This window comes from Escherichia sp. MOD1-EC5189 (assembly GCF_002966045.1).
In the GTDB taxonomy this organism is placed as follows: domain Bacteria; phylum Pseudomonadota; class Gammaproteobacteria; order Enterobacterales; family Enterobacteriaceae; genus Escherichia; species Escherichia coli_F.
Genome location: NZ_PTRX01000021.1, coordinates 58,419 through 74,041 on the forward strand (window position 1 = coordinate 58,419; position 15,623 = coordinate 74,041).

The window sequence follows — 15,623 nt, forward strand, 5'->3', positions numbered from 1 at the left end:
ATAATCAGGCGTGTGGTATGACTTAAATCTCAACGTCGCGGTTACAATCCTTTGAATAAATATAACTAAACGCTTCACCACGCCCTACGCCATAACCGGCCTGTAAGGAATAAGCGCCCATAAAGATGTAATCGCCTTTTTTCACCGGGATCCAGTTATTGTCGAGGTTATAAACCCCCTGACCGGAAAGAATATAGGCACCGTGTTCCTGGACGTGAGTTTCGATATAACCGTGGCTGGCACCTGGCGCAAAAGAGAGGATATGCATGTTCATATCAAAACCTAACTCTTTGGGCAGAAAATCCAGCAGAATAACATCGTCCATGCCTTCATAATGAATGCGTTCCAGTTCGCTGGCATTGCCAGAAACCAGCCACGGCGCATGACCTTCTACCGGAACATAGCGACGCTTATATAAAAAGATTTGGCTGTCTTCGGCCTGGGCGTTAACAAAAGTCATTAAGGAGCCTGGCGGGCAATAAAGATAACCACCTTCGCTTAAGGTAAATGTTTTCCCTTCGGCTTTGGCAGTGATATTTCCAGAAATCACATACAGGAAGGTTTCAATTCCTTTGCCACCGAAGCCCTGCTGATTACCCCCGTTTTGATGCAGTGTGACCAGATAATCAACAAAAGAGGCCCCCAGCTTTGGCGTGGAGAGGATTGTCGCGTCACAATTTTCAAAGCCCGGAATAATATTTTTTACCAGACCGTCCGGGGTTAACAGCGCGAAATTACCGTGTTTAACAATCGCACGGTTAGCCAGTAAATCATCGCGGTAACCGGTGACGTTATTTAAATATCCCATTTATGACTCCTTATTTCTGCCAGGCAAGTTGATAAAGCATGAGTGCCAACGTTTTGACCCCTTCGGCAAGGTCGGTAATATTGGTGCGTTCCGCCGGGTTATGGCTGATCCCGTTGATGCTGGGAATGAAAATCATGCAGGTTGGTACGCGAGGCGCGAAAATTTGTGCGTCGTGCCCGGCACCACTGTGCATTACCCGGTAATTCAGTTTTTCGCTTTCACACAATTCTGTCAGGGTGGCGACCAGGTCCTTATTCATCGGCACGGGTTCTTCGTCCATCCATAAATCGATATCAATACCAATGTCCATTTCATCGCAAATCGCCCGCATGTCGTTTTCTAACTGTTGGGTAAAATCGCGCAACATGGCAGTGTCGGTATGACGACAATCAATGGTGAACGTGGTTTTACCCGGCACTACATTCACCGTATTCGGGCGCGGCTCCACCTTGCCAAAGGTCAGCACCAGCGGATCGCCCATCTTTTTCGCTTTCTCAACTGACTGATGGCAAATGCGACTGAAAGCGTAAACCGTATCACGACGATAACCCATCGGCGTGGTGCCTGCATGGTTTGATTCGCCGTTCAGCGTCACCGTATAGCGACGTTGCCCGACAATTGCATTCACCACGCCAATTGACTGACCATTACTTTCCAGCACACAACCCTGTTCGATATGCAGTTCGACAAAGGCTTTAATATCCTGACGCGGAGTTAGTGGGGCGTTCGGCAGAGTAAATCCGCAAGCCTTCATTGCATCGACAAAACTATTTCCTTTGGCATCACAGATATTCCGCACGTCGTCAGGATTCGCCAGCCCAAAGATATTTTTACTGCCCCAGAAGACATACGGGAAGCGGCTGCCTTCTTCTTCCGCCATTGCCACCACTTCGACCGTTCGCAGCGGCGCGCCGTATTGCGTTTTCAGCCAGTCAGTCGCCAGCCACGCCGCCAGTGCGCCGAATTGTCCGTCGAGGTTACCGCCGTTAACCACGGTATCAATATGCGAACCGCTCAGAATCACTTCCTGAGGGTATTCGCTGCCGTTCAGGCGGCCGTATAAATTCCCCACTTCATCGAAACGTGTTTCCAGCCCACTTGCTGCCATTCTTTTTTTAAATTGCTGCTGGGTTTCCAGCCACTCCGGCGAATAAAGTAAACGGGTCATTCCACCCGTTGGGTCAGCACCAAAAGAGGAAAGCCAGGGCAGCGTTTCTTCTATAGCTTGACGGAAATGTGTAATCATAAGAAAGTCCTGTCTCAACAATTATTGCGCAAAGGGATTTTTCGTTTCGTATGACGTGTTATAAAGCGCGTCGGAAATTAAATACTGGTAAATATCATCAACAATTTCGATGCCTTCGACGTCGGCTTTGCGTTGCTTAATATCCTGATCCTGTCCGGGATAATAAACCTGGTTAAAACCGGGCGCGGGGGTAATGGCATTTAATTCGCGCATGGTCTGGCTAAGATGTTGACGGAATAATTCGCTGGAGGAGAAAAAGTTCGGATTAATAACTACATGTAATTGCCCCAAATTACGTCCGGCGTGTAAATCGTCATACATCGAACTGACCTGACGCCCGAACGGTAAGCCGAGTAAGACGCCGGAGAGGACGTCGATCATCATCATCAGGCCATAACCTTTCGGTCCGGCAGCCGGGAGCAGGGCGTTAACCGCGAAGGGATCGCTGGTTGGTGTACCATTTTTATCGACCGCCCAGGTATCGGGGATAGACATATTGCGCGAGCGGGCGTCGAGCACTTTTCCCCATGCCTGTACGGTAGTCGCCATATCAAAGGTAAGGATCTCGTCGCCTTCTCCCGGCGCGGCAAAGGCCAGTGGGTTAGTACCGTAGTAAATTTCCGCGCCGCCAAACGGCACCACCATTGGATCGGACTGGCACATCGAAATGCCAATTAACCCGGCGCGGGCTGCCTGCTGTACAAAATAAGAGATTGCGCCGCTGTGACCCATCCGGCTGATACCGACCACCGCAACGCCTTTTTGCTGGGCGGTTTTGATGGCATGTTCCATACCCATTTTTGCCGCGACCTGTCCGGCGGCATTGTCGGCATGTAAAATTGCCGAGCACGGTCCGGTTTCTTCAAGACGAAACTCTGGTTCGCGGTTGGTGCCGCCTTTTGATATGCGCTCTGCGTAGTATTCAACGCGCACCGCGCCATGAGAGTGGATCCCTCTGGCATCGGCGTAAACCAATACTTCAGCCACGGTTGCAGCGTGCTCACGTTTTAACCCAGCCTGACAGAGTTTATTCTCGATTAGCTGGTGGAGTGTTTCCCGACTGATTTTCATCTGTCTTCCTTTTTAACGACGGTGTGAAGCATGACTGCAATTAACATACAGGGAAAATATCTGGATTATGTGATCCAGACAGGCAAAAAAATATAGTTAGAATTTATTTGATAATCCGCTCGCTTTTAACCTGGTTTTTAAAACAACTATGCTTATTAAAAAATAACGCGTAATAGTCTGGCGGTTATTTGAATTCTTTTGTTAATAATGTCTGTGTGATATTCATCACCTTATTTATCACCATCCATCGATACCGTAATCGCCACATTAACACTGCTCGTGCAATTGCCATGGGTGCAATTTTTAAGGAGTTGTTATGATCCACGCCTTTATTAAAAAAGGGTGTTTTCAGGATTCGGTCAGTTTAATGATTATTTCACGAAAACTCAGCGAATCAGAAAATGTTGATGATGTTTCCGTAATGATGGGTACGCCCGCCAATAAAGCGTTATTAGAGACTACAGGTTTCTGGCATGACGATTTTAATCACGCCACGCCGAACGATATTTGCGTGGCGATTCGTAGCGAAGCGGCGGATGCAGGGATCGCGCAGGCGATTATGCGGCAGCTTGAAGAGGCGCTAAAACAACTGGCACAGGGTACAGGCAGCAGCCAGGCGTTGACGCAGGTACGTCGCTGGGACAGTGCCAGTCAGAAATTACCCAATGCCAATCTGGCGCTGATTTCAGTGGCTGGCGAGTATGCGGCGGAGCTGGCGAATCAGGCGCTGGATCGCAACCTCAACGTGATGATGTTCTCCGATAACGTCACGCTGGAAGATGAAATCCAACTTAAAACCCGCGCACGGGAAAAAGGCTTGCTGGTGATGGGGCCAGACTGCGGTACGTCGATGATTGCCGCCACGCCGCTGGCTTTTGCTAACGTGATGCCGGAAGGCAACATTGGCGTCATTGGCGCTTCCGGTACCGGGATTCAGGAGCTGTGCTCACAGATTGCGCTGGCAGGTGAGGGAATTACTCACGCGATTGGTCTTGGCGGGCGCGATCTCAGCCGTGAAGTGGGCGGCATCAGTGCGCTAACGGCGCTGGAAATGTTAAGCACCGATGCGAAAAGCGAAGTGCTGGCATTTGTTTCAAAACCACCTGCCGAAGCTGTGCGTCTGAAAATTGTTAATGCCATGAAAGCAACCGGCAAACCAACGGTGGCGCTGTTTTTAGGTTATACCCCGGCGGTGGCCCGCGACGAGAATGTCTGGTTTGCCTCCTCGCTGGATGATGCCTCACGCCTGGCTTGCCTGCTTTCACGCGTTACGGCGCGACGTAACGCGATAGCGCCTGCCAGCAGCGGATTTATTTGCGGCTTGTATACCGGCGGTACGTTAGCCGCCGAAGCGGCGGGATTACTTGCCGCGCATCTTGGCGTGGTAGCCGACGATACCCATCATCACGGCATGATGCTCGACGCCGATGGTCACCAGATTATTGACCTCGGCGATGATTTCTACACCGTCGGGCGTCCCCATCCGATGATCGACCCAACCTTACGCAACCAGTTAATTGCCGATCTCGGCGCTAAACCGCAAGTGCGCGTATTGCTGCTTGATGTGGTGATTGGCTTCGGTGCGACCACCGATCCTGCAGCCTCGCTGGTAAGCGCCTGGCAAAAAGCCTGTGCCGCGCGTCCAGACAATCAACCACTGTATGCCATTGCCACGGTGACAGGCACTGAACGTGACCCGCAATGCCGCTCGCAGCAAATCGCCACGCTGGAAGATGCAGGGATCGCGGTAGTGAGTTCGCTGCCAGAAGCCACCTTGCTGGCGGCGGCGTTAATTCATCCGCTCTCGCCTGCCACACAGCAACACACACCGTCACTACTGGAAAACGTCGCCGTGATTAACATCGGGTTACGCAGCTTTGCGCTGGAACTACAAAGCGCCAGCAAACCGGTTGTGCATTACCAATGGTCACCAGTCGCTGGCGGCAATAAAAAACTGGCTCGTTTATTAGAACGTTTGCAATAAGGGGTTCCCATGTTTACATCAGTGGCGCAAGCCAATGCTGCGGTTATCGAACAAATTCGTCGCGCTCGTCCACACTGGCTGGATGTGCAACCGGCTTCTTCACTAATTAATGAATTAAATCAGGGTAAAACACTGCTTCACGCCGGGCCGCCGATGCGCTGGCAGGAGATGACCGGACCCATGAAAGGGGCATGTGTGGGCGCATGTCTGTTTGAAGGCTGGGCGAAAGATGAAGCGCAGGCACTGGCAATGCTGGAGCAGGGGGAAGTGAACTTCATTCCTTGTCACCATGTGAATGCTGTCGGGCCAATGGGCGGCATTACTTCTGCCAGTATGCCGATGCTGGTGGTCGAGAACGTGACCGACGGCAATCGGGCGTACTGCAACCTCAACGAAGGTATCGGCAAAGTGATGCGTTTTGGCGCTTACGGCGAAGATGTCCTGACTCGCCATCGCTGGATGCGCGATGTGTTAATGCCAGTATTAAGCGCGGCGCTGGGGCGCATGGAGCGCGGTATCGATCTCACCGCGATGATGGCGCAGGGCATTACCATGGGCGATGAGTTCCATCAGCGCAATATTGCTTCCTCAGCACTGTTAATGCGTGCGCTGGCCCCACAAATTGCTCGCCTCGATCATGATAAACAACACATCGCGGAAGTGATGGATTTCCTCAGCGTGACCGATCAGTTCTTCCTTAACCTCGCGATGGCTTACTGCAAGGCGGCGATGGATGCTGGTGCGATGATCCGCGCAGGCAGCATCGTCACGGCTATGACCCGCAACGGCAATATGTTCGGGATTCGGGTCAGCGGGCTGGGCGAACGCTGGTTTACTGCGCCAGTAAACACTCCGCAAGGTCTGTTTTTCACCGGCTTCTCGCAGGAGCAGGCGAACCCGGATATGGGCGATAGCGCGATTACCGAAACCTTTGGTATCGGTGGTGCGGCAATGATCGCCGCCCCTGGCGTAACACGCTTTGTCGGTGCGGGTGGTATGGAAGCAGCCAGAGCAGAATCTGAAGAGATGGCAGAAATCTTCCTTGAGCGCAATATGCAGTTGCAGATCCCTGGCTGGGATTTCCAGGGCGCGTGTCTGGGGCTGGATATTCGTCGCGTGGTAGAAACCGGTATTACACCACTCATCAATACGGGTATCGCCCATAAAGAGGCGGGGATCGGGCAGATTGGTGCAGGCACTGTGCGGGCACCGCTGGCGTGCTTTGAACAGGCGCTGGAAGCTCTGGCTGAAAGCATGGGGATTGGTTGAGGAACGCGCAATGACGATCATCCTTCCTCTGCTTGCCAGCCGTAGTGCACCGAATTATCGCCAGTCCTGGCGGTTAGCGGGCGTGTGGCGGCGGGCGATTAACCTGATGACGGAAAGCGGTGAATTGTTAACGCTGCATCGTCAGGGTAGTGGTTTCGGTCCCGGAGGATGGGTGCTTCGCCGCGCACAATTCGATGCGTTATGCGGTGGATTATGCGGCAATGAACGACCACAGGTTGTGGCTCAAGGGATTCGCCTCGGGCGTTTCACGGTTAAACAGCCACAGCGTTATTGTTTGCTGCGTATTACGCCGCCTGCGCATCCTCAACCGCTTGCAGCGGCATGGATGCAACGCGCGGAGGAAACCGGGCTTTTCGGGCCGCTGGCGTTGGCGGCAGGCGATCCGCTGCCTGCTGAATTACGCCAGTTTCGTCACTGTTTTCAGGCCGCGCTCAATGGCGTTAAGACCGACTGGCGGCACTGGCTGGGTAAAGGCCCCGGATTAACGCCAAGTCATGATGATACGCTGAGCGGAATGCTGCTGGCGGCCTGGTATTATGGCGCTTTAGATGCGCGCTCCGGTCGCCCGTTTTTTGCCTGTTCCGACAATCTTCAACTCGTTACCACAGCGGTGAGCGTTAATTATTTACGTTATGCCGCGCAAGGATATTTCGCCTCGCCAGTCCTGCACTTTGTTCATGCTCTGAGTTGCCCGAAACGTACCGCTGTTGCGATTGATTCGCTGTTGGCGCTGGGGCATACGTCAGGGGCAGATACGCTGCTGGGGTTCTGGCTTGGTCAACAATTATTACAAGGAACACCATGAAAACACTGGTTGTAGCTCTTGGGGGCAATGCCTTACTCCAGCGCGGTGAGGCGCTGACGGCAGAAAATCAATATCGCAATATTGCCAGTGCTGTTCCCGCGCTGGCGCGCCTGGCGCGTGCTTATCGACTGGCGATTGTTCACGGCAACGGGCCGCAGGTGGGTTTGTTGGCGTTACAAAATCTGGCCTGGAAAGAGGTCGAACCGTATCCACTGGATGTGCTGGTGGCGGAAAGTCAGGGGATGATTGGCTATATGCTGGCGCAGAGTTTGAGCGCACAGCCGCAGATGCCGCCTGTCACGACGGTGCTGACGCGCATTGAGGTTTCGTCTGATGATCCGGCGTTTTTGCAGCCAGAGAAGTTTATCGGCCCGGTTTATCAGCCAGAAGAACAAGAGGCACTGGAAACGGCTTACGGCTGGAAAATGAAGCGTGATGGCAAATATTTACGCCGGGTGGTGGCATCTCCCCAGCCTCGTAAAATTCTCGACAGTGAAGCCATCGAGTTGTTGCTCAAAGAGGGGCATGTGGTGATTTGCAGTGGCGGCGGCGGTGTGCCTGTGACGAAAGACGGGGCAGGGAGTGAAGCAGTGATTGATAAAGATCTCGCCGCTGCGTTGCTCGCCGAGCAGATTAATGCCGATGGACTGGTGATCCTCACCGATGCTGATGCGGTATATGAAAACTGGGGAACGCCGCAGCAACGCGCTATTCGTCATGCCACACCGGATGAGTTAGCGCCATTTGCCAAAGCCGATGGGGCGATGGGACCGAAGGTGACGGCGGTAAGTGGCTATGTCAGAAGCCGTGGTAAACCTGCGTGGATTGGGGCGTTATCGCGGATTGAAGAGACGCTGGCGGGCGAAGCGGGGACCTGTATTTCGCTGTCGTGATGGGAGCATCCAGCATATGGCGCACCATGCCTGATGCGACGCTTGACGCGTCTTATCACGCCTACAATGGGTACCGGATTGGTAGTCGGATAAGGCGTTCACGCCGCATCCGGTAATCGGCGCACCATGCCTGATGCGACGCTTGACGCGTCTTATCAGGCCTACAATGGGTACCGGATTAGTAGGCCGGATAAGGCGTTCACGCCGCATCCGGCAGGAATATGAGTACCAGGTTAACTGAACTTACTCTGCGCCCAAATCACGCCACTGGCATACTCCGGCGGCAGCAGCGGGATTAATGCTTCCAGCGTCGCGGTCAGACGCGATGTGTCGCTGTCGGTCAAATTCAGATGCCCCACTTTACGGCCCGGACGCACTTCTTTGTCGTACCAGTGCAGATGCACCAGCGGCAGTTTCAGCCAGTCATAATTCACATCGCTACCAATCAGGTTGATCATCACCGACGGACTATTCACTACCGGTTGCGGTAACGGCAGATCGGTAATTGCCCGCAGATGCAGCTCAAACTGGCTGATGCTGGCACCGTTTTGCGTCCAGTGACCACTGTTATGTACACGCGGAGCCAGTTCGTTGATCAGCAGACCTTGCGGAGTGATAAAACACTCCATCGCCATCACGCCCACATAGCCCAGCTCCTGCATAATCGCCGACAGCATCTCTTCGGCCTGCGCCTGCAGCTGTGCGTTGGCCTGCGGGAAAGCGACGCTGGTGCGCAAAATACCGTCCTGATGCAGGTTATGCGTCAGCGGATAAAACACAGTGCTGCCATCAAAGCCGCGCGCGCCAACCAGCGATACTTCGCCAGAGAAGTTAATGCCCTGCTCGACAATACATTCGCCGTAGCATTCAGCCGGTAACTGTGCGGTTTCATCGGCGCGTAAACGCCATTGACCGCGACCGTCATAGCCACCAGTGCGACGCTTAACAATCGCCAGTTCACCTAAACGATCAAACACTGCAGGCCACTCGCTGCGATCGGCAAGTAACTGCCACGGTGCGGTCGGCAGGTGAAGCTTGTCGAAAAGCTGCTTCTGAGTCAGACGGTCGGCAATAATTGGGAACACATCGCGGTTCACAAAGGCTGGATGGCGTGCCAACTCGCGCGTTAATGCGGTTTCCGGCCAGCGTTCGATCTCAGCGGTAATCACGCTTTGTTGAAAGGGCACCGCCGCCGGTTCAGCGTCCAGCCCGACCGGCCAGACAGCAATGCCTAACGGTTCGCCTGCCTGGCGCAACATACGGCCTAACTGCCCGTTACCGAGGACGCAAACCTGTTTCATGCCGCACCTCGCGGGTCCGGGTTTTCCAGCACTTCATCAGTTTGTGCTTTGCGCCAGTCATTCAGACGCTGGTGCAGTTCTTTATCATGAGTCGCAAGAATTTGTGCTGCCAGTAACGCCGCGTTTGCCGCGCCAGCTTTACCAATCGCCAGCGTACCCACCGGAATGCCGCGCGGCATTTGTACGATGGAGTAGAGGCTATCGACACCGCTCAGTGCGGCGCTCTGTACTGGCACACCCAGCACTGGCACCAGCGTTTTGGCGGCAATCATGCCCGGCAGGTGCGCTGCGCCGCCTGCGCCCGCAATAATCACCTGATAACCGTTCTCTTCGGCACTTTCGGCGAAGCTGAACAGTTTATCGGGGGTGCGGTGAGCAGAAACCACTTCAACGTGGTGCGGGACATTCAGGATTTCGAAGATTTCGGCGGCGAACTGCATGGTAGCCCAGTCGCTTTTGGACCCCATCACGATGGCGACACGCGCCGGATTATTGCGGGAAGACATGCGTCTTAAAACTCCTGTGGTGCACAACTCTCGGCTTTAGAGGGCACAGAGAATAGCACGGAAAGAGAGCAAGGAAAACGGTTGCGCGGCTATGAAATCAGCAAAGTTGCGCGTTTTTTAAAATGGAAAATGGATCAACTCAACGTCATCTGCCGTGACTTTCACCATCGAACCTTCCGTATGCCAGGCACCCAACACGACACGAAAAGCAGGTTGCTGATTGGCGATCAGTTCATGCACCGCCGGGCGATGCGTATGCCCGTGAATCAACCATTGCACCTGATGCTTTTCCATCGCACTGACCACCGCGTTTTGGTTAACGTCCATGATCGCCAGCGATTTACTGCTGTTGGCTTCTTTGCTGTTCGCTCGCATTCGCGCGGCAATGCGTTTGCGCACAAACAACGGCAGGGCGAGGAATAGCGTTTGCAACCACGGCTTGTGGACTTTGGCGCGAAAAGCCTGATAACCCGCGTCATCGGTGCACAGCGTGTCGCCATGCATAATCAACACCCGACGACCATAAAGTTCGAGCACTTTTTCTTCCGGCAATAACGTCATGCCACTCTCACGGGCAAAGCGTTTGCCAAGCAGAAAATCACGGTTGCCATGAATGAAATAACAGGGAACGCCGGAATCGGATACCGCTTTGATCGCTGCGGCTATCTGGCGATGGAGTGGGTTGGGATCGTCATCGCCAATCCATGCTTCAAACAGATCGCCAAGAATATACAGCGCGTCGGCCTTGCGGGCTTCCCCCACTAAAAAACGCAGAAAACCGGCGGTGATCGCCGGTTCTTCCACGCAGAGATGAAGATCTGCAATAAAGAGTGTCGCCACGATTACTCGCTAACGGTCACGCTTTCAATGATAACGTCTTCTTTTGGCACGTCCTGGTGCATACCGCTACGACCGGTTGCTACACCTTTGATTTTGTCAACCACGTCCATGCCTTCAACCACTTCAGCAAACACGCAGTAACCCCAACCTTGCAGGCTTTCGCCAGAGAAGTTCAGGAAGTCGTTATCAACCACGTTGATGAAGAACTGTGCAGTTGCAGAGTGCGGTGCCTGAGTACGGGCCATTGCCAGCGTACCGCGGGTGTTTTTCAGACCGTTGTTGGCTTCGTTTTTGATCGGTTCTTTGGTGGCTTTTTGCTTCATGCCTGGCTCAAAACCGCCGCCCTGAATCATAAAGCCGTTGATAACACGGTGGAAAATGGTGTTGTTGTAAAAACCTTCGCGGCAGTAGTCCAGGAAGTTTTTAACTGTTTCAGGTGCTTTATCGTCAAAAGTTTTGATGACAATATCGCCGTGATTGGTGTGGAAAGTAACCATTTTTGCATCCTGTTCCGTTTGATTGGTGCTTCAACCCGATTCGGGTCATATATAGGGTGGTGTTATAGCATAACCGCACGATCGGATCATCACGCAATGTATGCTGATTCGCGCGGGAAATATGGGTATTATACGCAACTCAATTACCCACACATGTCTAAACGGAATCTTCGATGCTAAAAATCTTCAATACTCTGACACGCCAAAAAGAGGAATTTAAGCCTATTCACGCCGGGGAAGTCGGCATGTACGTGTGTGGAATCACCGTTTACGATCTCTGTCATATCGGTCACGGGCGTACCTTTGTTGCCTTTGACGTGGTTGCGCGCTATCTGCGTTTCCTCGGCTATAAGCTGAAGTATGTGCGCAACATTACTGATATCGACGACAAAATCATCAAACGCGCCAATGAAAATGGCGAAAGCTTTGTGGCGCTGGTGGATCGCATGATCGCCGAAATGCACAAAGATTTTGATGCTTTGAACATTCTGCGCCCGGATATGGAGCCGCGCGCGACGCACCATATCGCAGAAATTATTGAACTCACTGAACAACTGATCGCCAAAGGTCACGCTTATGTGGCGGACAACGGCGACGTGATGTTCGACGTACCGACCGATCCGACCTATGGCGTGCTGTCGCGTCAGGATCTCGACCAGCTGCAGGCAGGCGCGCGCGTTGACGTGGTCGACGACAAACGCAACCCGATGGACTTCGTTCTGTGGAAGATGTCGAAAGAGGGCGAACCGAGCTGGCCGTCTCCGTGGGGCGCGGGCCGTCCAGGCTGGCACATTGAATGTTCGGCAATGAACTGCAAGCAGTTGGGTAACCACTTTGATATCCACGGCGGCGGTTCTGACCTGATGTTCCCGCACCACGAGAACGAAATCGCGCAGTCTACCTGTGCCCATGATGGTCAGTATGTGAACTACTGGATGCACTCGGGGATGGTAATGGTTGACCGAGAGAAGATGTCGAAATCCCTGGGTAACTTCTTTACCGTGCGCGATGTGCTGAAATACTACGACGCGGAAACCGTGCGTTACTTCCTGATGTCCGGTCACTATCGCAGTCAGCTGAACTACAGCGAAGAGAACTTGAAGCAGGCGCGTGCGGCGCTGGAGCGTCTCTACACTGCGCTGCGCGGCACAGACAAAACCGTTGCTCCTGCCGGTGGCGAAGCGTTTGAAGCGCGCTTTATTGAAGCGATGGACGACGATTTCAACACCCCGGAAGCCTATTCCGTGCTGTTTGATATGGCGCGTGAAGTGAACCGTCTGAAAGCAGAAGATATGGCAGCGGCAAACGCGATGGCGTCTCATCTGCGTAAACTTTCAGCCGTGCTGGGCCTGCTGGAGCAAGAACCGGAAGCGTTCCTGCAAAGCGGCGCGCAGGCAGACGACAGCGAAGTGGCTGAGATTGAAGCCTTAATTCAACAGCGTCTGGATGCCCGTAAAGCGAAAGACTGGGCGGCGGCAGATGCGGCGCGTGACCGTCTTAACGAGATGGGGATCGTGCTGGAAGATGGCCCACAAGGGAGCACCTGGCGTCGTAAGTAATTGCGCTATTGCCGGATGCGAGTTTTCGCATCCGGTTATCGTCTGCGCCACCACAACATTCCCATCAGTAGCATCCCCGGCAACCACACCCACATCAATTCAGAAATAATCACCTGATGCCCGTACGGCGTGGTGTAACGAGACAACGCGAACGGCGCGACCTTAATCACCTGCCAGGAAGCGAAAAAGCGTTCATCTGACCACGGCCACAGCCAGCCAACGCCTTTACCGCCAGTGGTTACCGAATCCAGCAAGCTGTGCGATAACAAGGAGACGGTTAAAAACAGCCAGCAGCGAATCAGCCCAGCCCTGAACCATCGACGTCCAATCAGCACACATAACAGCGGGACAACAAACGCAAACACCAGCGAATGGGTAAACCCGCGATGACCAAAAACATTGCCGTAAGCAACGCCAAATTTAAACGACAATACGTCGGCATCGGGCAGCATCGCCAGGATGATTCCGGCAAATAACAGGCGCGGAGGGATGACTTTCGAACCCAACCCTAAACCAATGCAAAGGGGAACGGCGGCGTGCGTAATAACGGTTGGCATGATGGTCGCTTCGGCAAAATGTCGATGCTATCAGCATGGATGACAGGGACGTAGAGGACAAAAGTCTGAAAAGAGAACCGGCCTGTTGATACAGGCCGGGAAAGGGATCAGGCAACAACCTGTACGCTGTGACCTGCAAAACTCACTGTCTGACCGGCGACGATTTTGCAGCGTTTGCGCGTTTCAACCGCGCCGTCGACTTTTACCTGGCCTTCAGCAATCGCGATTTTCGCCTGTGCGCCGCTTTCGCTCCAGCCTTCCAGTTTCAGCAAGTCGCACAGCTCAACGTGCGGATGTTTACCTAAAGAAAATGTCGCCATGTTACTCACCCTGTGGATCATGATATTCAACGCACGCCTGTAGCGTGTTTTCGATCAGCGTGGCAACCGTCATCGGGCCAACGCCGCCCGGAACAGGCGTAATGTATGAGGCGCGTTTAGCCGCGTCTTCAAACACCACGTCGCCCACAACTTTGCCATTTTCCAGACGGTTGATGCCGACATCAATCACAATTGCGCCTTCTTTGATCCAGTCACCGGGAATAAAGCCTGGCTTACCGACGGCAACGATCAGTAGATCGGCATTTTCTACGTGATGACGCAGATTTTTAGTGAAGCGGTGAGTCACGGTGGTGGTGCAACCTGCGAGCAACAGTTCCATGCTCATTGGGCGACCGACGATATTCGATGCGCCAATCACCACGGCGTTAAGGCCGAAGGTATCAATGTTGTAACGCTCAAGCAGTGTGACGATACCACGCGGGGTGCAGGGGCGCAGACGTGGCGCGCGCTGGCACAGACGACCGACGTTATAAGGATGGAAACCGTCAACGTCTTTGTCCGGGTGAATTCGTTCCAGCACTTTGACGTTATCAATACCCGCCGGTAACGGCAGTTGGACCAGAATGCCATCAATGGTGTTGTCGGCATTCAGCGCATCGATAAGCTCCAGCAGCTCCGCTTCGCTGGTGGTTTCCGGGAGGTCATAAGAACGGGAGACGAACCCGACTTCTTCACAAGCTTTGCGTTTGCTTGCGACATAAATTTGCGATGCAGGGTTGCTACCCACCAGTACTACGGCCAGTCCTGGTGCCCGCAGTCCAGCTGCAATACGTGCCTGAACTTTTTGAGCAACTTCAGAGCGCACCTGCTGCGCAATCGTTTTACCGTCAATAATCTTTGCTGCCATCAGAGAGAGGATTCCATCTGTTACGTAGGTCGAAGGGGATGCGCCTATTTTGTCAGAAGCGGGGCGCGCTGTCAGGTTTCGTTTCAGATTTATCGTGTGAAGCGGCCTCTTGCGAAGGTGAGGCACACCGTCGCTGAGATTGAAAACTTCATTTTTCGTCCATGATGACGTTGTAAATCTGGAACTGATTTATTTCCTTGTCTAAGGATTAAGATAATTTAAGAAATACCTGACAATATAAAAAGAATTTTCAGCCTGGTAATTTACCGCTTCAGGTCTATATTTGTGTTGAATATATTTTGCGCGGAAATATTCATCTAACGGGGCTCTCTATTTTTTAGAATAGAGTGCATATTTTCAATTAAGACCTTCTTAGAGGATAAAAAGGAATTTTACTACTATCAGTGTCTTAAATAAAGTAATCGGTTATATACGGATGTGGAGTCGATAAATGAGATTGAAGGAATATATATGAAATTAAGATTTATTTCGTCTGCGCTGGCTGCCGCACTATTCGCCGCTACGGGTAGTTATGCTGCCGTTGTAGATGGCGGTACAATTCACTTTGAAGGCGAACTGGTGAATGCTGCCTGTTCAGTGAATACTGACTCGGCAGACCAGGTTGTCACACTCGGTCAATATCGTACCGATATTTTCAATGCTGTTGGTAATACCTCTGCATTAATTCCATTCACTATACAGTTGAACGACTGCGATCCTGTTGTTGCCGCTAATGCTGCCGTTGCATTTTCTGGTCAGGCGGATGCAATCAATGATAATTTATTGGCCATTGCATCCAGTACCAATACAACAACAGCAACGGGTGTCGGTATTGAAATACTTGATAATACATCCGCAATTCTCAAACCTGATGGGAATAGCTTCTCAACCAACCAGAACTTGATCCCCGGGACCAACGTTCTTCATTTTTCTGCACGTTATAAAGGCACCGGTACAAGTGCATCAGCAGGGCAAGCAAATGCTGACGCGACTTTTATTATGAGATACGAATAATCAAAACAACGTTGTTTTGAATTATATATCACGTCTTATAACAAAGTAATGTACCGGTTGTCTG

At 52.6% G+C, this 15,623-nt stretch carries 16 protein-coding genes; 6 read left to right on the forward strand and 10 right to left on the reverse strand.

The window, feature by feature from the left end; translation table 11 throughout:
- Window positions 1-22: 22 nt before the first annotated feature.
- The 3 genes from allE to allD are packed head-to-tail and all read right to left on the reverse strand — an operon-like array spanning window position 23 to window position 3,125.
- The gene (gene allE, locus ATB02_RS17675; RefSeq protein ID WP_105271985.1) at window positions 23-808 is read right to left on the reverse strand and encodes a (S)-ureidoglycine aminohydrolase; all 786 of its coding nucleotides are present in this window, start codon (window positions 806-808) and stop codon (window positions 23-25) included.
- A 10-nt stretch (window positions 809-818) separates the two neighbouring features.
- The gene (gene allC, locus ATB02_RS17680) at window positions 819-2,054 is read right to left on the reverse strand and encodes an allantoate deiminase (protein ID WP_105271986.1); all 1,236 of its coding nucleotides are present in this window, start codon (window positions 2,052-2,054) and stop codon (window positions 819-821) included.
- Window positions 2,055-2,075: 21 nt separating this feature from the next.
- Window positions 2,076-3,125: an ureidoglycolate dehydrogenase gene (gene allD / locus ATB02_RS17685; RefSeq protein WP_105271987.1), complete on the reverse strand. Its 1,050-nt coding sequence runs from the start codon at window positions 3,123-3,125 to the stop codon at window positions 2,076-2,078.
- 316 nt (window positions 3,126-3,441) lie between these two features.
- Between allD and ATB02_RS17690 the strand changes: the two genes are divergently transcribed.
- Genes ATB02_RS17690 through ATB02_RS17705 form a run of 4 tightly spaced genes read left to right on the forward strand, consistent with a single transcriptional unit; the run spans window position 3,442 to window position 8,097 of the window.
- Window positions 3,442-5,109 carry an acyl-CoA synthetase FdrA gene (locus ATB02_RS17690; RefSeq protein WP_105271988.1) on the forward strand — a complete coding sequence of 556 codons (1,668 nt, stop codon included), beginning with the start codon at window positions 3,442-3,444 and terminating at the stop codon, window positions 5,107-5,109.
- 9 nt (window positions 5,110-5,118) lie between these two features.
- Complete coding sequence (locus tag ATB02_RS17695) at window positions 5,119-6,378, forward strand: DUF1116 domain-containing protein (protein ID WP_105271989.1); 1,260 nt, start codon at window positions 5,119-5,121, stop codon at window positions 6,376-6,378.
- A gap of 10 nt (window positions 6,379-6,388) precedes the next feature.
- Window positions 6,389-7,204: a DUF2877 domain-containing protein gene (locus tag ATB02_RS17700; protein WP_105271990.1), complete on the forward strand. Its 816-nt coding sequence runs from the start codon at window positions 6,389-6,391 to the stop codon at window positions 7,202-7,204.
- A complete protein-coding gene (locus tag ATB02_RS17705) occupies window positions 7,201-8,097 on the forward strand; it encodes a carbamate kinase (RefSeq protein WP_105271991.1) in 897 nt (298 codons plus the stop codon). The genes ATB02_RS17700 and ATB02_RS17705 overlap by 4 nt, the downstream gene beginning before the upstream one ends.
- Before the next feature lie 233 nt (window positions 8,098-8,330).
- Here ATB02_RS17705 and purK read toward each other — a convergent pair whose 3' ends face one another.
- The 4 genes from purK to ppiB all read right to left on the reverse strand — a co-directional run bounded on the left by purK (window position 8,331) and on the right by ppiB (window position 11,241).
- On the reverse strand, window positions 8,331-9,398 hold the full coding sequence (gene purK / locus ATB02_RS17710; RefSeq protein WP_105271992.1) for a 5-(carboxyamino)imidazole ribonucleotide synthase: 1,068 nt from the start codon (window positions 9,396-9,398) through the stop codon (window positions 8,331-8,333).
- On the reverse strand, window positions 9,395-9,904 hold the full coding sequence (gene purE, locus ATB02_RS17715; protein WP_001295318.1) for a 5-(carboxyamino)imidazole ribonucleotide mutase: 510 nt from the start codon (window positions 9,902-9,904) through the stop codon (window positions 9,395-9,397). Before purE ends, purK begins: the two co-directional genes overlap by 4 nt.
- 117 nt (window positions 9,905-10,021) lie before the next feature.
- Window positions 10,022-10,744 (reverse strand): UDP-2,3-diacylglucosamine diphosphatase, encoded by a 723-nt coding sequence (lpxH, locus tag ATB02_RS17725; RefSeq protein WP_105271993.1) that lies wholly within the window; start codon window positions 10,742-10,744, stop codon window positions 10,022-10,024.
- Window positions 10,745-10,746: 2 nt separating this feature from the next.
- Window positions 10,747-11,241, reverse strand: coding sequence for a peptidylprolyl isomerase B (gene ppiB / locus ATB02_RS17730; protein ID WP_000256002.1), 495 nt, complete (start codon window positions 11,239-11,241; stop codon window positions 10,747-10,749).
- Window positions 11,242-11,414: 173 nt separating this feature from the next.
- Here ppiB and cysS point away from each other — a divergent pair, with 173 nt between their 5' ends.
- Window positions 11,415-12,800, forward strand: a complete 1,386-nt coding sequence (gene cysS, locus ATB02_RS17735; RefSeq protein ID WP_105271994.1) for a cysteine--tRNA ligase — start codon at window positions 11,415-11,417, stop codon at window positions 12,798-12,800.
- 35 nt (window positions 12,801-12,835) lie between these two features.
- Here the strand turns inward: cysS and ATB02_RS17740 are convergent, their stop codons facing one another.
- The 3 genes from ATB02_RS17740 to folD all read right to left on the reverse strand — a co-directional run bounded on the left by ATB02_RS17740 (window position 12,836) and on the right by folD (window position 14,545).
- On the reverse strand, window positions 12,836-13,357 hold the full coding sequence (locus ATB02_RS17740; RefSeq protein ID WP_105271995.1) for a metal-dependent hydrolase: 522 nt from the start codon (window positions 13,355-13,357) through the stop codon (window positions 12,836-12,838).
- A gap of 107 nt (window positions 13,358-13,464) precedes the next feature.
- Window positions 13,465-13,677, reverse strand: a complete 213-nt coding sequence (gene ybcJ, locus ATB02_RS17745; protein WP_000190288.1) for a ribosome-associated protein YbcJ — start codon at window positions 13,675-13,677, stop codon at window positions 13,465-13,467.
- Window position 13,678: 1 nt separating this feature from the next.
- Entirely contained in the window at window positions 13,679-14,545 is an 867-nt protein-coding gene (folD, locus tag ATB02_RS17750) for a bifunctional methylenetetrahydrofolate dehydrogenase/methenyltetrahydrofolate cyclohydrolase FolD (RefSeq protein ID WP_000729155.1), read from the reverse strand.
- A 471-nt stretch (window positions 14,546-15,016) separates the two neighbouring features.
- Here folD and fimA point away from each other — a divergent pair, with 471 nt between their 5' ends.
- Window positions 15,017-15,559, forward strand: coding sequence for a type 1 fimbrial major subunit FimA (fimA, locus tag ATB02_RS17755; protein WP_000776555.1), 543 nt, complete (start codon window positions 15,017-15,019; stop codon window positions 15,557-15,559).
- Window positions 15,560-15,623 lie beyond the last annotated feature (64 nt).